The organism is Marvinbryantia formatexigens DSM 14469 (genome assembly GCF_025148285.1).
Taxonomy (GTDB): domain Bacteria; phylum Bacillota; class Clostridia; order Lachnospirales; family Lachnospiraceae; genus Marvinbryantia; species Marvinbryantia formatexigens.
In genome coordinates this window covers 1701090-1720308 of record NZ_CP102268.1, presented here as the reverse complement: position 1 = coordinate 1720308, position 19219 = coordinate 1701090, and the positions used below count along the sequence as shown (strand labels likewise).

Genomic DNA, 19219 nt, shown 5'->3' with positions numbered 1-19219 from the left:
ATCCTGTCCTCCTTGTCTGTATTGTTTTCCGGCAATAACATGTTATCCCTTAATTCCGCTCAGCGCAATACCTTCCACAAACTGTTTCTGCAAACACACATACATAATAAACGGGAAGATAAAGGATATAGTAGCTCCCGCCATAATCAGACCGTAATTGGTCTGGTACTGCGTTTTTAAAAGAGACAGCGCTACAGTCAGCGTGTACATGCTGGAATCTGATGTGGATACCAGCGGCCACAGGAAATCATTCCAGGAGGTCACAAAAGTAAATACGACCAGAGAAACCAGCACCGGCTTAATCAGAGGAATCACAATCTGGATAAAAATGCGGTATTCCGGACAACCGTCCACCTTCGCTGCTTCCAGAAGCTCGTCCGGTACGCTCTCCATAAACTGTCGGATAAGGAATACGCCAAATGCATTGAGAATCAGTACAACCAGCGCAAAATACGTATTTAAAAGATTCATTTTATTCATCATAATAAATACGGGAATCATTGTTACCTGTCCCGGAATCATCAGTGTGATCAGATATACGCGGAACAGGATTTCCTTGCCCGGAAAATTCTTTTTTTCAAATCCATAGGCAGCCATAGAAGCTATAATGCAGTTAAACAGGCAGGAGAGACCAACAACAATCACGCTGTTCAGAAGCGAGCGCAAAAAATTGTTTTTCCCCATCACATACTGGAAGTTGCTGAAATCTGTAAAGTCCACATCGCTCCAATGAAGCATCAGCGTCGTAGACTGTGTAAAAGACATAATCAGCATGTAAAGAAAAGGAGCGATACAGATTACCGCAAATAATGTCAGGATGATAACTCCGATAATGGAAGCGGCATTCCACTTATGCATCTTTTTCATGCTATTTCGCCTCCTTTTCTTTGAAGAATTTGTTTTCAATGATATTGATGATCACAATAATCACGAGCAGGAACATTGCCTGGGCGCAGGCATAACCCATACGGTACTGCTTGAATGCCGAATTGTAAATACCCATAACCAGCGTAACCGTCGATTTACCAGGACCGCCTCCCGTCATCAGGTAGGACAGGTCGAATACCTGGAAGGACCAGATGATACCCAGCGTCACCACCAGATAGGTGATCGGTTTCAGCATGGGGAGCGTGATTTTCGTAAACTGCTGAACGGCAGTTGCGCCGTCTACGCGCGCCGATTCATAAAGGTCTTTGGAAATCCCCATGATTCCGGCATAGTAAATTACCAGGAAATATCCGACATTTTTCCACACTGCCACAATACAGATGCTCAGAAGCGCCGTTTTGGTACTTCCAAGCCAGTTGATGGGTTCAATACCGAACAATCCAAGAAAGTTGTTTAAAAGACCTCCGTCTGCGTTGAAGATAATTCTCCAGATTGTTCCGGCGGTAACGGCAGATGCGATAACCGGAATAAACATAACGCTCCGCAGAAACTGTCCGTATTTCATTTTTGACATTTTGCTTGCCAGAAACGCCGCAAATATAAGAGAAATAATGGTCTGGAACGGCACCGTCATCAAAACGTACATCAGCGTATTTTTTGTTGCCGCCTGTACATAGCTGTCGGTAAACAGCTTTTTATAGTTTGACAGACCGGTAAATTTGGGCGCTGTCATTACATTATAATCCGTAAAACTGAAATATGCGGACATAAAAATAGGAATAATACAAAAACAGAGAATCAGGATAAAGCTTGGCAGCACATAAATAATACCCTGAATCGCTTCTTTCCTTTTTCTTTTCATGTTGTCCTCCTTTGTAAAAAAAGGCGGAAGTACCCGGCGACAGGTCCTTCCGCTTTGAAGATTCTGACTATTTCAGATTGTCATTATAATATGTGGTGGTCTCAGTCAGAACTTCCTGAGGCTCCATCTCACCCAGCATCATGGACTGCATGTTTTTAAACAGAATATCATACATGGAAGCGGCTCCCTTGAATACCGGAAGGCTGACAAAATTGTCGCCGTTCTCTGTAAACAGAGTGGCATATCTTTCGTCGCCGGTGTATGTATCGTCAGCCGTAATCGGAGGCTGCTCAGATACTCTTGTATGGAACTGGGACATAACGTCACTGCTCGTCACATATTTCATCAGCTCAGCAGCCAGCTCTTTATTTTCGCAGGAATTAAACATAACCAGCGAATCGGCGGCTACAAAGGTTTTGGCGGACTCGGAACCCTGTACGACTGCGCGGTAATCCCAGTTGATGTCCGTAGCCTGAAGCGCATTGCTGGACGCACAGTAAATCATGGCTACCTCTCCGTTTTTGAAGGGCTCAAGGGTATCATCGTTGGAGGTGCAGGTTTCCGGCAGATATCCTTCATCCAGCAGGCTCTTAATGAATTCCACCGTTTCAAGTCCCGCTTCAGAGTCAATCGTCAGATTGCCTTCCTCATCCACGATTTCGCCGCCGTTGCCCCAGAAGAACGGCCAGAAAATTTCATTCAGAGAACCGTAATGTGTATTGCCCCAGTCCTGCATAAACGGCGCTACGTCGGGGTTACTTTCCTTTACTGCCGCGCAGGCTGCCAGAAATTCTTCTGTGGTAGTGGGAACTTCCGTAATTCCCGCTTCATTTAAAATATCCATATTTGCAATCAGAATACGGGGATTGCCTACGACAACCGGAAGCGCATACTGACCGCCGAGAAGATTTCCTAAATCATAATACAGATAATTCTCTTTTTCTTCGTCTGTAAAATATTCATCTACATCAACCAGCAGACCGTTGTCGATGTAATCATAGAACATTTCCATATACATATAGCCGACATCCGGACCATCATTAGAGGTGGTGCCGGTCAGATACTTTTCTTCATAATTATCCCAGGGGATAATCTCAACGTTGACTTCACAGCTGTGTTCCGTCTCAAACGGTTCCAGTACTTCATTCCAGAATTCCTCGTCCGTTACTTCGCCGTCCGCGGATGCGAAGGTCGGAAACCAGAAAGTCAGCTCGGATGTTTCCTCGGCGGAAACGGGAACCGCGGCAAGCATTCCGGTTGCCATTGCTGCTGTCAGTGTAAGTGCCCAAAGTTTCTTTTTCCTCATGATTGAATCCTCCTTTTTTATTCGCGTGTGCTTTTATACACTATCACGTTGAATCCAGTTATGGTAAATTTATATCATTTTCCCATAATATGTGCATCATAGAATCATCCATAAAGTACATAATATCATCCGAAATTTAAGGTTTTGCACAAAAAGAAGTGATTATTTCACATATTTTTAATAATCATGCACAAGAGCCGCCGGACCTGTTGAAATAGCAGACTGCGTCACCCGTAAGCATTTGCAGATGTTACTGCGAACGGAGCAGGCAGCAGCAAATGGCGGAAAATGTAGAAACTTGACGAACGCTTTCTGAAGCATTTTGTTCTAAAATCTGCTATTCTAGAATATGAATAACTATACTGCGAAATACATATAGAAAAGGAGTACAATTTATGTCAGAGAAAAATAGGCAAAACGACATCTATGCCTGCCCGATGCAGGATGGACAGCATCAGAGGTTTATTGAGAACAACCAGGTATCTATTATAGGGGAAATTGTTTCAGAATTTGTCTTCAGCCACGAGGTATTCGGCGAGGGCTTCTATCTGGTGGAAGTCCGGGTAAAGCGCCTGAGTGAATCCTCGGACTGCATACCGGTCATGATTTCCGAGCGGCTGATTGACGTCACACAGGACTACCGGGGAGAGTTCATCCGTGTGACAGGCCAGTTCCGCTCGTACAACCGTCACGAGGAAAAGAAAAACCGGCTGGTGCTTTCCGTATTTGCGCGGGAGGTGGCATTTACCGGCGAGGAGACCGACAAGGTAAAGACCAACCAGATTTTCCTGGACGGTTATATCTGCAAAAGCCCGGTCTACCGCAAAACGCCGCTCGGAAGAGAAATTTCCGATATGCTGGTGGCGGTCAACCGTCCCTACGGTAAATCCGACTACATACCCTGCATCTGCTGGGGCAGAAATGCACGCTTTACCTCCAGCTTCGAGGTGGGCGGTCACGTACAGATCTGGGGCAGAATCCAGAGCCGCGAGTACGTAAAAAAGATGGAGGGCGACCTTGCGGAAAAGCGCACCGCATACGAAGTATCTGTCAGCAAGCTGGAATGGCTCGGTTAAGATTGCTTTTCATACGGGAGTGTGGTACACTGGTGTCATAGCTTTGAGGTATGCAGACGTTACTGTGAAGGAAACGGGCAGCAACGTGTAAACAGAGGAACCGCAGATTCCGGGCGGCGCTGCGCAAAGCAGGCGGACGCAAAAGGCATGAAAGCAGGCGACAGCGCGCAGAAAGGCGAAAGCGCAAAAGCAGGCGACAGCGCGCAGAAAGGCGAAAGTGCAAAAGCAGGCGACAGCGCGCAGAAGGGCGAAAGCGCAAAAGCAGGTGACAGCGCGCAGAAAGGCGAAAGCGCAAAAGCAGACAGCAGCGCGCAGAAAGACCGGATACTGCGGGAGGATGTGAGGTACGAAATGGAAAAAGGCTTAACACATATATTTTGCGGCGAGGGAAAGGGCAAGACAACGGCGGCGCTCGGACGCGCCATCCAGGCGGCAAGCGTGGGAAAAACGGTGATGATTATCCAGTTTTTAAAAAAGCGCCGGAGCGATGAGATTGGCTTTGTGCGCCGTCTGGAGCCGGAAATCAAGCTGTTCCGCTTTGAGCGCTCGGAAAATTCCTACGACAGTCTGTCCGAGGAGGAACGGCGGGAGGAATGTCAGAATATCCGCAACGGACTGAACTTTGCGCGCAAGGTGCTTACCACACAGGGCTGCGACGTGCTGATTCTGGACGAGGTCCTTGGTCTGGTGACGGCGGGCATCATTTCCTGCGAAGAAATCCGCAGCCTGATCGAGCTGAAGGATCCGAACATGGAACTGATTCTTACCGGCGTTTACAAAGGCGAGGAGCTCTGGGACCTTGCCGATGAGGTAACTGTCATGCAGATGGTGAAATGCGGCTGCTGTGAACGGAGTGAACAGCAATCATAATTTGATTGACAAGGTTTTTCAATAATGATATGATGTGAATAATCGAATATAGTTTTGATAGAGGTTGCGTATTTCATGAGTAGGCGGCTGGATGTATCCGGGTACAGGAGAAGGCTGGTGAAAGGGAAACACGCCGAAAGGTGCAGTACCTGGGGCTGTATACTTGGGCATAGGGCGAACAGCCATATGACTGTCATCAGAGGTTGATGAGGAGCTATCTGAAAACGTACCGGTTTATTTACGGAGATTTTGAGGCGGACTCCCGTGGTCCGTCTCATTTTTTAACCTGCAAAAAATGGTGCCGTGGTCCGAAAAAAGTGTTTTATGCCTGCATGAGAACATGATTTTATGACACGCCATCAAAAAATTAAAGGAGGATAAACTATGGCTATTTTTGAAGGGGCCGGCGTAGCGATTGTCACGCCGATGAAGGAAAACGGAGAAGTGAATTATGAAAAGCTGGGGGAGCTTCTGGAATATCAGATTGCAAACAGCACAGATGCCATCATCATCTGCGGAACCACCGGGGAATCTTCCACGCTCTCGCATGAGGAGCATCTGGAGGTTATCCGCTATGCGATTAATAAGGTCGCAAAGAGAATCCCTGTGATTGCGGGCACCGGCTCCAACTGCACGGAGACGGCGGTCTATCTGTCCCAGGAGGCGGAAAAGATGGGGGCGGATGCGCTTCTTCTTGTTACGCCGTATTACAACAAAGCAACGCAGAAGGGACTGATTAAGCATTACACAACCATTGCAGAGTCCGTGAAGCTGCCGATTATCCTTTACAATGTGCCGGGGCGCACAGGCTGCAACATTCTTCCGGAGACGGCGGTGACGCTGGCAAAGAACGTGGAAAATATCGTGGCGATCAAGGAAGCGTCCGGAAATATCGCGCAGGTGGCGAAGCTGATGAGCCTTGCCGACGGCTGCATCGATTTGTATTCCGGCGAGGACGGGCAGGTGGTTCCGGCGCTGTCGCTGGGCGGCAAAGGCGTAATTTCCGTGCTGTCCAATATCGCGCCGAAGGAGACGCACGACATGGTGAAGCTTTATCTGGAGGGCAAGACAAAGGAGAGCTGCGCTATCCAGCTGAAAGCGATTCCGCTGGTGGATGCGCTGTTCTGTGAGGTAAACCCGATTCCGGTAAAGACCGCGCTGAACCTGATGGGCTTTGAGGTGGGACCGCTGCGCGGGCCGCTGTGCGAGATGGAAGAAGCAAATAAACAGAAGCTGATCGCGGCAATGAAGGATTTCGGCATTGCGCTCGCGTAAACCGGCAGCAGTTCCGTTTGCATGGAATGTTACAATACCTGGAGTATAGAGGAGAAAAAAATGGTAAAAATAATTATGCATGGCTGTAACGGCCATATGGGACAGGTGATTTCCACTCTGGTGGAGCAGGATGCGGACACGGAAATCGTGGCGGGCATCGATATGCTGGATAACCGCACGAACAGCTATCCGGTGTTCACCAGCCTGCAGGACTGCAATGTGGAAGCGGATGTGATGATTGATTTCTCATCCTTTAAAGCGACGGACGGCGTGCTTGCCTACTGCACAGAGAAGAAGCTTCCGCTGGTGCTCTGCACGACCGGACTGACGGCGGAGCAGCTTGAGAAGGTGAATGAGGCCTGTCAGGAGACGGCGGTTCTGCGCTCGGCGAACATGTCTCTTGGTATCAATACCCTGCTGAAGCTTCTGCAGGACGCGGCAAAGGTGCTGGCTTCTGCCGGTTTTGACATGGAAATCGTGGAAAAGCATCACCGGCTGAAATGCGACGCTCCGAGCGGTACGGCGATTGCGCTGGCGGACGCGCTGAATGAGGCGATGGATAATCAGTATCATTATGTGTACGACCGCAGCCAGGTTCATCAGCAGAGAGAGGACCACGAAATCGGAATTTCGGCGGTGCGCGGCGGGACCATTGTGGGAGACCACGATGTGATCTTTGCGGGTCCCGATGAAGTGATTACGTTCAGCCACCGGGCATATTCCAAAACGGTGTTTGGAAAGGGCGCGGTAGAAGCGGCAAAGTTTCTGGCGGGGAGGGCGCCGGGGCTTTACGATATGCAGGATGTAATAAACTCTTAACACTTTCTTAAAAATTTTGCATTTAAGTGTGAAAGTTTTGCGAAATGCATTGACTTTTACTGGCAGATAAAGGTAGAATAAACGTAATTGATTCTGCAGGGTAACTATGGGGGCACAGAATAGTTACAGACAGTTATATACGCAGGGGATATAAACAAGTGATAGGAGGAAAATCTATGAAAAAAAAGATATTGTATCTGGCAGTTTTTTCTGCGGCGGCAATCATGCTGACCGGCTGTAAAGGCGGGCAGGAGGAGACAGAACCGGCAACGACGGAGGCACCGGTCATCGTCACGGAGCCAGTCACGGAGGCACCGGTCACAGAACCGCCCACAGAGACGGAAAAAGAAGACAGCATGAACCGGACCAGGGAGCTGAAGGGGCTTGTAAAATCTTCGGATACCAGCAGCCTGACAATTCAGACGGAGCGCGGCAAGGAGCTGACGTTCTCCATTACCGGGGCGGATATCCAGGTTACCGGCGGCATCCAGGCAGGAAACAACGTAACGGTTCTTTATAAAGGAAAAATCAGCGGCACGGATACCTCCGGCGCTACTGTGCAGATGGTGACGGACCTGGCAACGGGTGAGACGCCGGTTACGGAGGGCGAGCTGATGACGGAAGCGGAAGAGGCGGATCCGGAGGCAGGTGCAGGCACGCTGGGCGGCACGATTCAGGAGCTGAGCGTGGACCGTATCGTGGTTCTGGCGGACGATGGCGATTCCTATTATTTCTCCATGTCTGAAGCCAACATCAATCTGACAAACGGAATGCAGGAGGACAACTATGTCACTGTAAATTATAACGGAGACATTCACGGACCGGACCTTGTACCGGCAACCAGCATTACGGACAGCAACACGGCGAACGGAGAGACAGCGGTGACACCGGGAGCTCCGGCGGGCGACTATTCCTACGTGAGCGGCACTATCGACGAAATCGGCGTCAGCACGATTTCCATTACGGATGACGACGGCGTAGCCATGACGATTGATACTTCATCGGCTACCTACTATCTCGCCAACGGTATTGTATCGGGTACCTATGTTACGATTGCGTATACCGGTACTTTAAGCGGAACAGACACGACGGGCATCCAGGCGGTTGCTGTATACGATACGACAGGCAGCACCAGTGATACCGGCAGTGCGGATACCTCCGGCGCGACGGTGGATGACGGTACAGGTGCAGACGCGGGAGCTGTGACGGACGGCGGCGCGGTAACGGATGATGGCAGCGGAGCGGACGCGGGCGCTGTGACAGATGATGGCAGCGGAGCGGATGTTGGCGTTGTGACAGACGACGGCGGTACAGTGTAATGAATATGGGCGCTGTGACAGGCGATGGCATGGCGTAACAGATGCATATGATGAAAAATAAGTTACTGTGAACAGGGTGAACAGTACACGAAGACGGGGCTGGCACAAAATATAGTGTCAGCCCTCTTGTATTCCTAAAGAAATTGCATTAAACTAGAAGAAACGTCATGAATAAATACGGGACGTTTTTACAGGAAGAGGACAGCGGAAAAAGGGAAAGAGGAAAGCTGTCCGGAAAATATATGGAGAGGAAGGAAAAATGAAGAGAATAGCGGTAGTTACAGACAGCAACAGTGGTATTACACAGAAGGAAGCGGAGCAGATGGGCATTTTTGTGCTGCCGATGCCGTTTTTTATTAACGATGAGCTGTACCTGGAGGGTATTACGCTCACCCAGGAGGAATTTTACGAGCGCCTGAAGGGAGACGCCAATATCAATACTTCACAGCCGTCCCCGACCAGTGTCCGGGAGCTGTGGGACAGGGTTCTGACAGAATATGAAACGCTGGTGCATATCCCGATGTCCAGCGGGCTTTCCGCGTCCTGCGAATCTGCGCAGGCGCTTGCACGCGATTACGAGGGAAAGGTGTATGTGGTGGATAATCAGAGGATTTCCATTACGCAGCGTCAGTCGGTGAAGGACGCCCTGCTGCTTATCGAGCGCGGAAAGAGCGCGGCGGAGATTAAGGAAACACTGGAAAAAATGAAGCTGGAGGCGAGTATTTATATTACGCTGGAGACTCTGAAATATCTGAAAAAGGGCGGCAGAATTACTCCGGCGGCAGCAGCTCTGGGCACTATTTTGAATCTGAAGCCGGTGCTGCAGATTCAGGGGGAAAAGCTGGACGCTTTTTCCAAGGCGCGCGGCAAGCAGAGGGCAAAGCGGATTATGCTGGATGCAATGCATAAGGATTTTGAGACGCGCTTCGCAAAAGAGGTGGCGAACGGAGAAATCGCGCTGGCGGCGGCATACGGCGGAAACGAGGAGGAAGCGCAGGAATGGCTGGCAGAGATTAAGGAGAGCTTTCCGGGAATGGACATTCATATGGACCCGCTCTCACTGAGCGTTGCGTGTCATATCGGATATGGTCCGATTGCCATCGGCTGCGCAAGAAAGATAGTCTGATAGCAGCCCGCATGAATAACGGATACGTGGGAAAAGTGGTTTTGTGGCGGCAATCAGATGGCAGGGAAATGGCAGTATGCACATATGATTAGCTGCGCGGGAAAAGTGGTTTTGTGGCGGCAGTCAGATGGCAGGGAAATGACAGTATGCACATATGATTAGCTGCGCGGGAAAAGTGGTTTTGTGGCGGCAGTCAGATGGCAGGGAAATGACAGTACGCGCATTTGGTTAGCTGCGTGGGAAAAGTGAATAAACGGGTTGACGGGAGCAGAGGGAGAGAGTATGAAAACACGAAAGAGATTATTTCTAAGCCTTTGCGTGCTGGTGCTGGCGCTTGTCGCACCGGCGGCTCTGGCGCAGGCAAAAACGACGAATGCGGTGAAAACGGAGCTTGTGGATGTGAGGAAGGCGGTAAAGCCGCAGGGAAAATGGGTGAAAAGAACGGGCGGTTATAAGTTCCGCCTGGCGTCCAGCGGCAAAGCTGTGAAAAACAAATGGATCAGCGTGGACGGAAAGGTTTATTATGTAAACGGCAGCGGCTATCGTGTAAGCGGCTGGGTGAAATACCGCGGGAAGCTGTATTACATGGATAAAAACGGTGTGATGCAGACGGGCTGGCTGACGGTGAGCGGCAAAAAGTATTACATGAAGCCGAACGGCGTAGCGCTGAAAAAGCTGCAGAAAATCGGGGATGCCCGGTATTACTTCAGCCCGACGGACGCATCTATGAAAAAGGGCTGGGTGTCCATCGGAAAGTCGAAGTATTATTTCAGCAAGATAGACGGCAGGATGCGCACGGCTACCTGGGTGAAGAGCGACGGCAAATACCGCTATGTGGGACAGGATGGAAAGATGCTGTCCTCCTGCTGGGTGATTGTCGGAAAAAACAAGTATTATGTGGACGGGGACGGCGTGCGGGTGACGGGCACGCAGTATATTGGAAACAAGGGCTATTATTTTAAGTCGAATGGCGTCTACGACCCGACCGTGAAGGTAAAGATGGAGGTCAACCCCAATAAGAAGATGGTGGCGCTCACCTTTGACGACGGACCGGGACCGTATACGACAAGACTTCTTAACTGCCTGCAGAAGAATGGCGCGAAGGCGACCTTTTTCATGGTCGGCTCCAGTGTGCCGAATTATAAGAGCGCTGTCAAAAAGATGGTGGCTATGGGCTGCGAGCTGGGAAATCACTCCTACAGTCATCCGGCGTTTACGACGCTGTCCTACAGCAGCCGCAGGTCGCAGGTTACGCGGACAAACAATAATATTTATAATGCGTGCGGAAAATATCCCACGGTGTTCCGCCTGCCGTACGGTGACGGGCACAACAGCAGCTCCGTGCTTTCTTCGTTGGGATTGCCGTCGATTTACTGGTCGCTGGATACCAGGGACTGGGCGAACACCGGCAGCCCGCAGCACACGGTCAACGCTGTGCTGAACAATGTGAAAAACGGCGACATTGTGCTGATGCACGATATTCACCGGTCGACGGTGGACGCGGCGGAAACGATTATTCCGGCGCTCAAAAAGAGGGGCTTCCAGATGGTGACGGTCAGCCAGCTCGCAAAATACAAGGGGAAGACCACGCTGAGGAGCGGGAAGACCTACTATAGTTTTAAGTGATATACAGGGCTGGTGCAGGTGATTTCCGCAAAAAGTTTTGCGGTGAGTCTGGCGCTATGTTTTGGTATGGAATTTGGCGATACATTTTGCGTTGGAATGTGGTGCCATATGTTGCTGTGAGTCTGGCGCTATGTTTTGGTATGGAATCTGGCGACACACTTTGCTGTGGAATCCAGCGTCATATGTCTGATGGCAGACACGTTGATTTTTTGATTTTGCTGCGCCGCTTATTGGCAGCAATTTTGCCTCCATAAAAGATGGTCGGACAAAATTGCTGCCGCTATGCTCGCAAAATCTGCAAAATCTGCCTATCGTCTGCCGTCAGACATATGACGCCGGATTCCCGGCGAAGGTTTTGGCAGATTTTAATGAAATCCCATTGGCGAAGCGAATTTTATATGGATTTGCGAACGGAGTGAGCAGTGACGCTTTAGGAGAGTTTTATGTATACGATAGCAGTGATTGATGATGATATGTATATAGGCGATATGCTGCAGCGGCTCCTGGAAGAGGCGGGCTACGGGGTGCTCCGCGCATATTCCGGAACGGAGGCGCTGATGCTTCTGGAGCGGAGGCGCCCGGATCTGATTCTGCTGGACCTGATGCTTCCGGGAATCTCCGGCGAGGAAGTGCTTGCAAAGACGCAGGGGATTCCGGTGATTGTGGTGAGCGCGAAGAACGGGATACAGGAGAAGGTCAGTGTCCTTCTGGATGGCGCGGCGGATTATCTGACGAAGCCGTTTGATGTACGGGAGCTGCTGGCTCGTATCGCGGTGCAGCTCAGAAAGAGGGAGCAGGGCGTAGATGGACAGCCCGGCTGTGGTGCGAATCAGAATGCAGGCGGGCAGCCGGGGTGTGGTGCGTATCAGAGCGCAGGCGGGCAGTCGGGGCATGGTGCGTATCAGAGCGCAGACGGGCAGCCGGGGCGTAGGGCGTATCAGAGTGCAGGCGGACAGTCGGGCTGCAGCGCGCATCTGGCGTGCGGCAATCTGGCGCTTGACTGTGACCTGCGGGAGGCGCGCGTGGGGGAGCAGGCGGTGCGGTTGACGCGGACGGAATACGCCATTTTAAAGCTGCTGATGGCAAATCCCGGCAGGGTGCTTACCAAATCTGCGATGCTGGACTGCATCAGCGCGGACACGCCCGACTGCACGGAAAGCTCCCTGAAGGTGCATGTGAGTAATCTCAGAAGGAAACTGATGCAGGCTGGCGGAAAGGATTACATTGAATCGGTGTGGGGCATCGGTTTTAAATTGCAGGAATAATCTTTACCATTTCTTTACGGTTTTCTTAACCGGATTCTTAACGTTTATCCGCTATACTGTCCATATCTGAAGAAAGAGGAGGTACCCAGATGGAATATGTGTTAAGCACAGAGAACCTTTCGAAAAAATACGGACAGTATAAGGCGCTGGATAATCTTTCCATGCATGTGCCGAAGGGCGCGATTTACGGACTTGTCGGAAAAAACGGGGCGGGCAAGACGACGCTGATACGGGTTATCTGCGGCCTGCAGAAGCCGACGGACGGAAGCTATGCCATTTACGGGATTTCGGGCGCGGACCGCGCAGTCTGCCAGGCGCGCAGAAGAATGGGCGCGGTGGTGGAGACGCCGTCCGTATATCTTGACATGACAGCGGAGGACAATTTAAAGCAGCAGTATACGATTATCGGACGCCCGTCGTTTGACGGTATCCGGGAGCTTCTGCGGCTGGTTGGTCTGGAGAACACCGGGAAGAAGAAGGCGAAGAATTTTTCGCTCGGAATGCGCCAGCGGCTCGGCATAGCCATTGCGCTTGCCGGGAACCCCGACTTTCTTCTGCTGGATGAGCCGGTAAACGGACTGGACCCGCAGGGGATTGTCGAAATGCGGGAGCTGATATTAAAGCTGAACCGCGAGCGGCAGATTACCGTACTGATTTCCAGCCATATTCTGGACGAGCTGGCGCGGCTTGCCACTCATTACGGCTTTATTGATAACGGGCATCTGGTGAAGGAGCTGTCGGCGCAGGAGCTGGAGAGAGCCTGCCGCAAGTGCATCCGCACGGAAGTGAGCGATACACGGCCTCTGGCGCATGTGCTGGATAAGCTGCAGCTTGAATATGCCATTCTCTCCGATACGCAGGCGGAAATCTACGGGGAGGTCGGCGTGACGGAGCTGACGCTTCTGCTGGCGGAGGAAAACTGCAGTGTCCGTTCTATGACAGAATGCGATGAGAATCTGGAAAGCTATTATATCCGGCTGGTGGGAGGTGGCAGAAATGAGCAGACTTTTTCGTGCTGATTTGAGAAGACTGAAAAAAAGCAGAATCTTCTGGGGAATGCTGCTCGCAGAAGTGCTGTTTATGGTTATGCTATGTGTGTCACAGTACCGGAGCATGGTGAAGTGGGAGGAAACGTATACGCTGGATGGCGTGCTGTTTTCTGTCGTACATCCGCCCGGCATTCTGCTGGCGGTAATCTGCGCGCTGTTTATCGGGACGGAGTACAGCGACGGCACTATCCGCAACAAAATCATCACCGGTCAGACGCGCGGCGGTATTTATTTTGCAGGGCTTTTTAGCTGTGCGGCGGCGGCAGCGGCGATGCTGGCGGTGGGATTTCTGACAATCGCGGCGCTTGGCATACCGATGTTTGACAAAATGGAAATGAGCGGCGCCATGTTCGCCTGCCTGCTGGCGGAGAGCATTCTGAATGTGCTTGTCTACGCGTCGCTGTATCATATGATTGCCATACTCTGCGACCGCAAATCGTATACCGCCATTATCTGTATGGTGCTTGCCTTTGCGGTGCTGGCGGCAGGCGCATGGGTAATCGCGCGGCTGTCGGAGCCGGAGTATATACAGGGGATGCTGATGACGGTTGACGGCGTGCAGGACGCCATGATGGAACCGAATCCCAACTATCTGAGCGGCACGCTGCGGGAGGTATTTTACTGGCTGCTTGATTTGATTCCTTACGGGCAATGCCTGGAGATTGCACAGCGGATGGTGGTGAATCCGGTGCGCATGGCGGCGATTTCCGTGGGATGGATTCTGGTGATTAATTTTGCGGGCTTCTGGTGCTTTAAAAATAAGGATATCAGGTGATGAAAGTGCTTTATATTGTGTGTATGATTCTGGGAATGATGGTAATGCTTCTGGCGGCGAGGCTGATTTTTCTGCACAGGGCGGTGGACGGGCTCTGCCGGGAATTTGAAGAGCGCCTGCGGCAGGATACGAATGTCGGGCTGCGGGTTTCCACATCGGACCGGTATGTGCGGAGGCTGGCGGCGCAGATGGATGTGCAGGTTCGGAATCTGCGCAGGCAGGAGCTGCGCTTCCGGCAGGGCAACCAGGAGCTGCAGACTGCCATTACAAATATGTCACACGATTTGCGCACGCCGCTGACGGCAATCTGCGGGTATCTGGAGCTGCTGAAGCGGGAGGAAATGTCGAAAACTGCGCGGGAATATCTGCTGATTGTGGAAAACCGCGCGGCGGCTTTAAAGGAGCTGATGGAGGAGTTGTTCCGTTACTCGGTGATCGCGGCGGAGGATTCCGGAAGGGAAGAAGAGATTTCCTTAAATGCTGCGCTGGAGGAATGCATTGCCGGTTATTACGGCGCGCTGAAGGAAAAGGGGATAGAGCCGCGGATACAGATGCCCGAAGAGCCGGTAAAACGCATCCTGGACGGGCGCGCACTGGCGCGTGTGCTGTCCAATATTGTAAGCAATGCCGCGAAATACAGCGACGGCGATTTGGCGGTCACACTTTATGAGAATGGCGAGATTGTTTTTAAAAATCACGCCTCCGGTCTGGACGGGCTGCAGGCGGAGCATCTGTCGGAGCGCTTCTATACCGTGCAGAGCGGCAGAGAAGCGACCGGACTTGGTCTTTCCATCGCAAAGACGCTGACAGAAGAAATGAAAGGAACCCTCCGCACGGATTATGCGGAGGGCTGCCTGCGTGTTACAGTGAAGCTGTAGGTACGCCCGGTTTTCGTCCGGTTTACTGTTAAAGCGTCCCGAAAGGCTGCCCTTGTTAAGAAAGCTGATATTGCATGAAGTTACCATTATGTATGAATCCAAAATCTGTATACAATTTAACACCCATATCAGACGCTGTAATCTGTATCGTTCCACATCCATATTCCCTGGCATCATTTACAACACGGGATAACAGTTCCTTTGCAATACCTTTTCTTCTATATTCCGGATCAGTAAACATACTGGATAACAATCCTATTTTTCCACTTGGACATCCAAAATAGGGCGGTTTTTCCACAAATGACATCCCGCTTGTCCCGACAATTTTTTCTCCATCAAAAGCAAGCCAGGATACAAATGTTCCATCTGCCATATGGCGAGTATAATATTCTTTCAATGCGGGAACCAGATCAATTTCTTCTTTAGCCCCTTCTTCTCGAAGTTGTTTTATCCTCATGTCAATAAAAGTATTCAGTTCTTTTTTTGTAAGTGTTTTATATTCAATATTCATTTACGTAATCTCCTTTTTATGTGCTAATTTCTATGATGCAACCCAATTCGTGTTGGGAATTTGACCCAGGATATCTTAGTAAATAGTCAGCACTCAGTTTGCCGCAGAGGACAATGAGTAAAGGATGGTGTGGAAAATTAACGGGGCGGACGCCACGTCTTACAGCCGGATTACAAATGCTGGGATGGGCGGGTTATTCGGGCGGTTATAATACTGCGTCAGCAGTACCAGATATTTTCGGGAATCCAGCGTCTGCAGCCAGGAGAGCACGGCGTCTCTTTCCGCGAAGCCGGTGTCGCCGCCGCTGTAAATGCAGATGCAGAGAAGTCCGTCCTTTTTCAGAAGCGAGAGGCTTTTTTCCAGCGCGGTGAGGGTGGAGCCGGGCTTTGTGGCAAGCGTATGGTCGCCGCCGGGAAGGTAGCCGAGGTTAAAGGCAATGCAGTCGGCGCTCTCCGGCGCCGCGTAGGCGTCCAGGCGCTCGTGGGAATCCAGAATTAATTGATAATTACAGTAGGGAAGTGCATGTGCAAGGCGCTCCTTTGTATGTTCCAGCGCGGCGGGCTGGATGTCGAAGGCGAGCACGCTTCCGTTTCTGCCCGCCTGGGTGCAGAGAAACTGCGTGTCATTTCCATTTCCCATCGTTGCGTCGATGCAGAGGGAACCCTCGTGTATATGCTCCCGCATCATGCGCTGGCACCATGCGGTAATCTGATAATTTTGATTTTGTGACATAAGCTGCTCCTGTCTGTTTAATAAGAGGATTATACTCCTGCCCGGAGAAACCGGCAAGGGAAAAATCCCTGCTGCCGGGACTCTGTCTGTCATGCGCCAGATGATCGGTTGTTGTGAACGGAATGAACAGAAACAAGGGCTAAACGGTTATGGAGAAAAATTCAGGCAAGCTCTTGATTGTGATTGCGACAGTTGCGCTTGCCGCGCTGCTTTTGTGGATGGCATGGATTCGGAAGCAGTATGCGTTTGGAGGAGGCGGGATGATGGACCGGGTGCACCAGACGATTCTTTCCTATCTGGAATATGACGGAAAAGGAAAACTGCTGGAGGTGGGCTGTGGTTCGGGAGCGCTTGCTATCCGCGCGGCGAAGACGTGGCCGGAGGCAAAGGTTACGGGGGTCGATTACTGGGGCTCCATGTATAATTACAGCAAAGAACTCTGTGAGAAAAATGCCCGGTTGGAGGGTGTCGGTTCCAGGTGCGTATTTCAGCGGGGCGATGCGAATAAGCTGGAATTTCCGGACGAAACCTTTGATGCTGTCGTCAGCAACTATGTTTATCATAATATTACGGGCTCCGATAAGCATGAGCTGCTTCTGGAGAGTCTGCGTGTTCTGAAAAAGGGCGGCGTTTTTGCTCTGCATGATTCTATGAAACCGAGGATGTATACGGATATGAAGGACTTTGTACAGAAGCTGAAGGATATGGGATACCAGGATGTGCGTCTTGTAAGCACGTCTGAGCTGATTTTTGGTTCGGAAAAGCGTGCCGTTTTGATGATGCTTGAAAATTCCAAAATGCTGATAGGAAGAAAATAGACAGCTTTTCTGATTTCCGGGAAGCGATTTAGAAAAGATACCGGGATATACCGGACAGGGGAGTGTCGCCTGCCCGGTAATTCCGGAAGGGTGGCGCCGCGCCTCAGACGCGCAGGACTGGTTTCACGGCGCGGCAGATGTCTGAGCTGGTATGTACAGCAACGGTGCGGCAGGTATCTGAAGATGGTGAGTACAGCAACGGCGCGGCAGGTGTCTGAGCTGATGTGCACAGCAATGGTGGCGCCGCTACTGTGCGGAATTTTCCAGTGCCGCCGCTATAAAGCCTTTAAAGAGCGGATGCGGGCGGTTGGGGCGGGATTTCAGTTCCGGATGCGCCTGGGTCGCCACAAAGAACGGATGCGTTTTCAGCTCAATCATTTCCACGATGCGCCCATCCGGGGAAAGACCGGAGAGCGTCAGACCACTTTCGGTCAGAATCTTGCGGTAGTCGTTGTTTACCTCGTAGCGGTGTCTGTGGCGCTCATGAATGGTTTCCGTTCCGTACAGCGCATACGCTTTCGTGCTGGTATCCAGCACGCAGGGGTAGGAGCCGAGACGGAGGGTTCCGCCGATATCCTCAACGCCGTCCTGGTCCGGCATCAGCGCAATGACCGGATGCGTGGTGGCGGGATTCAGCTCGATGCTGTGGGCATCCTTTAAGCCTGCCACATTGCGGGCGTATTCCACGATGGCAAGCTGCATACCGAGGCACAGTCCCAGGAAGGGGACGCCATGCGTGCGCGCATAATGGATGGCAACAATTTTTCCGTCGATGCCGCGGTCGCCGAAGCCGCCGGGAACAAGAATGCCGCTTACGTCGCCGAGCATTTCTTCTGTATTTTCTTCGTTTAACAGTTCTGAATCAATCCACTTGATATGGACGGTGGCGGAGTTGGCGATACCGCCGTGCTTCAGTGCCTCCACCACGCTGATGTAGGCGTCGTGAAGCTGTGTATATTTTCCGACCAGAGCCACGGTGACATCCTGCGTCGGATGGCGCAGCGCCTCGACCATAGAAATCCAGTCGGCAAGGTCTGGCTCAGGGCAGGGCAGGTTGAGACACTCGCACGCCACCTGCGCCAGATGCTCCGCCTCCATAGCGAGCGGGGCTTCATAAAGATATTCTACATCGAGATTCTGCAGAACATGGGAAACCGGAACATTGCAGAACAGGGCAATCTTCTCCTTGATGCCCGCTTCCAGCGGAAGTTCGGAGCGGCAGACCAGAATATCCGGCCAGATACCCATGCCCTGGAGCTGCTTGACGCTGGTCTGGGTCGGTTTTGTTTTCATTTCGCCGGATGCCTTAATATAGGGAATGAGGGAAACATGTATCAGAATCGCATTTTCCCGTCCGACGTCGTGCTGGAACTGGCGGATCGCCTCCAGAAACGGCTGGCTCTCGATGTCGCCGACCGTGCCGCCCACTTCGATGATGGCGATATGCATTTCATCAGAGGTGTAGTTGCGGTAAAAGCGGCTTTTGATTTCATTTGTGATATGGGGAATCACCTGTACGGTGCCGCCGCCGAAATCTCCGCGGCGCTCTTTTTGCAGAACCGACCAGTAGATTTTGCCGGTGGTGACGTTGGAATTACGGGTCAGACTTTCGTCGATAAAGCGCTCGTAATGTCCAAGGTCCAGATCCGTCTCGGCTCCGTCGTCGGTTACAAAAACCTCGCCGTGCTGGATGGGGTTCATCGTGCCGGGGTCGATATTGATGTACGGGTCAAATTTCTGCATGGTGACATTGTACCCGCGCGCTTTCAGAAGACGTCCGAGAGAAGCGGCTGTAATGCCCTTCCCAAGACCGGACACCACGCCGCCGGTGACAAATACGTATTTTACTGACATGTTCCTTTCCTCCTTAAATCCGTTTAAAGATGTCGGGGCAAATGGTCTTTAACCCGGACATCATGTAAAAAGGGTGCATCTCCTTGAGAATGGAAGATGCACCCCATTGTGCACAAACAAATCCGATTGCATTATAACCGATTTTATGATAAATGAAAACTTTTTTTTCA

Annotated in this window: 18 protein-coding genes and 1 riboswitch; of the genes, 12 read left to right on the top strand and 6 right to left on the bottom strand. The window is 51.3% G+C overall.

Annotated features, from left to right (window positions below; translation table 11 throughout):
• Positions 1–42: 42 nt before the first annotated feature.
• From NQ534_RS08380 to NQ534_RS08370, 3 genes are all read right to left on the bottom strand, one after another.
• Positions 43–867 (bottom strand): carbohydrate ABC transporter permease, encoded by an 825-nt coding sequence (locus tag NQ534_RS08380; RefSeq protein WP_006860672.1) that lies wholly within the window; start codon positions 865–867, stop codon positions 43–45.
• A gap of 1 nt (position 868) precedes the next feature.
• Positions 869–1750 carry a carbohydrate ABC transporter permease gene (locus tag NQ534_RS08375; RefSeq protein WP_006860673.1) on the bottom strand — a complete coding sequence of 294 codons (882 nt, stop codon included), beginning with the start codon at positions 1748–1750 and terminating at the stop codon, positions 869–871.
• Positions 1751–1817: 67 nt separating this feature from the next.
• Positions 1818–3056, bottom strand: coding sequence for an ABC transporter substrate-binding protein (locus NQ534_RS08370; RefSeq protein ID WP_006860674.1), 1239 nt, complete (start codon positions 3054–3056; stop codon positions 1818–1820).
• Between the two features lie 437 nt (positions 3057–3493).
• On the opposite strand from NQ534_RS08370, the gene NQ534_RS08365 reads away from it, so the two are divergent.
• From NQ534_RS08365 to NQ534_RS08315, 11 genes are all read left to right on the top strand, one after another.
• Complete coding sequence (locus NQ534_RS08365; protein WP_040782126.1) at positions 3494–4132, top strand: single-stranded DNA-binding protein; 639 nt, start codon at positions 3494–3496, stop codon at positions 4130–4132.
• A gap of 21 nt (positions 4133–4153) precedes the next feature.
• Positions 4154–5002, top strand: coding sequence for a cob(I)yrinic acid a,c-diamide adenosyltransferase (locus NQ534_RS08360; RefSeq protein ID WP_242655310.1), 849 nt, complete (start codon positions 4154–4156; stop codon positions 5000–5002).
• Positions 5003–5052: 50 nt separating this feature from the next.
• A riboswitch (Lysine riboswitch) is annotated at positions 5053–5227 on the top strand.
• 159 nt (positions 5228–5386) lie between these two features.
• Positions 5387–6277 (top strand): 4-hydroxy-tetrahydrodipicolinate synthase, encoded by an 891-nt coding sequence (gene dapA / locus NQ534_RS08355; RefSeq protein WP_006860680.1) that lies wholly within the window; start codon positions 5387–5389, stop codon positions 6275–6277.
• A gap of 60 nt (positions 6278–6337) precedes the next feature.
• Complete coding sequence (dapB, locus tag NQ534_RS08350; RefSeq protein WP_040782132.1) at positions 6338–7096, top strand: 4-hydroxy-tetrahydrodipicolinate reductase; 759 nt, start codon at positions 6338–6340, stop codon at positions 7094–7096.
• A gap of 176 nt (positions 7097–7272) precedes the next feature.
• Positions 7273–8415 carry a hypothetical protein gene (locus NQ534_RS08345; RefSeq protein WP_006860682.1) on the top strand — a complete coding sequence of 381 codons (1143 nt, stop codon included), beginning with the start codon at positions 7273–7275 and terminating at the stop codon, positions 8413–8415.
• 259 nt (positions 8416–8674) lie between these two features.
• Positions 8675–9541 carry a DegV family protein gene (locus tag NQ534_RS08340; protein WP_006860683.1) on the top strand — a complete coding sequence of 289 codons (867 nt, stop codon included), beginning with the start codon at positions 8675–8677 and terminating at the stop codon, positions 9539–9541.
• Positions 9542–9823: 282 nt separating this feature from the next.
• The gene (locus NQ534_RS08335) at positions 9824–11167 is read left to right on the top strand and encodes a polysaccharide deacetylase family protein (RefSeq protein ID WP_006860684.1); all 1344 of its coding nucleotides are present in this window, start codon (positions 9824–9826) and stop codon (positions 11165–11167) included.
• Positions 11168–11610: 443 nt separating this feature from the next.
• On the top strand, positions 11611–12432 hold the full coding sequence (locus NQ534_RS08330) for a response regulator transcription factor (protein WP_006860686.1): 822 nt from the start codon (positions 11611–11613) through the stop codon (positions 12430–12432).
• An 89-nt stretch (positions 12433–12521) separates the two neighbouring features.
• Positions 12522–13451 carry an ATP-binding cassette domain-containing protein gene (locus NQ534_RS08325; RefSeq protein WP_006860687.1) on the top strand — a complete coding sequence of 310 codons (930 nt, stop codon included), beginning with the start codon at positions 12522–12524 and terminating at the stop codon, positions 13449–13451.
• On the top strand, positions 13429–14256 hold the full coding sequence (locus tag NQ534_RS08320; RefSeq protein WP_006860688.1) for an ABC transporter permease: 828 nt from the start codon (positions 13429–13431) through the stop codon (positions 14254–14256). Before NQ534_RS08325 ends, NQ534_RS08320 begins: the two co-directional genes overlap by 23 nt.
• Positions 14256–15134 carry a sensor histidine kinase gene (locus NQ534_RS08315; RefSeq protein ID WP_006860689.1) on the top strand — a complete coding sequence of 293 codons (879 nt, stop codon included), beginning with the start codon at positions 14256–14258 and terminating at the stop codon, positions 15132–15134. Before NQ534_RS08320 ends, NQ534_RS08315 begins: the two co-directional genes overlap by 1 nt.
• Before the next feature lie 55 nt (positions 15135–15189).
• On the opposite strand, the gene NQ534_RS08310 is transcribed toward NQ534_RS08315, so the two are convergent.
• The gene (locus tag NQ534_RS08310; RefSeq protein WP_006860690.1) at positions 15190–15645 is read right to left on the bottom strand and encodes a GNAT family N-acetyltransferase; all 456 of its coding nucleotides are present in this window, start codon (positions 15643–15645) and stop codon (positions 15190–15192) included.
• 159 nt (positions 15646–15804) lie between these two features.
• On the bottom strand, positions 15805–16377 hold the full coding sequence (mnmM, locus tag NQ534_RS08305; protein WP_040782143.1) for a tRNA 5-(aminomethyl)-2-thiouridylate-methyltransferase MnmM: 573 nt from the start codon (positions 16375–16377) through the stop codon (positions 15805–15807).
• Between the two features lie 149 nt (positions 16378–16526).
• Between mnmM and NQ534_RS08300 the strand changes: the two genes are divergently transcribed.
• Entirely contained in the window at positions 16527–17195 is a 669-nt protein-coding gene (locus NQ534_RS08300; protein WP_006860692.1) for a class I SAM-dependent methyltransferase, read from the top strand.
• A gap of 246 nt (positions 17196–17441) precedes the next feature.
• Here the strand turns inward: NQ534_RS08300 and pyrG are convergent, their stop codons facing one another.
• Positions 17442–19049 carry a CTP synthase gene (gene pyrG, locus NQ534_RS08295; protein ID WP_006860693.1) on the bottom strand — a complete coding sequence of 536 codons (1608 nt, stop codon included), beginning with the start codon at positions 19047–19049 and terminating at the stop codon, positions 17442–17444.
• Between the last annotated feature and the right edge of the window lie 170 nt (positions 19050–19219).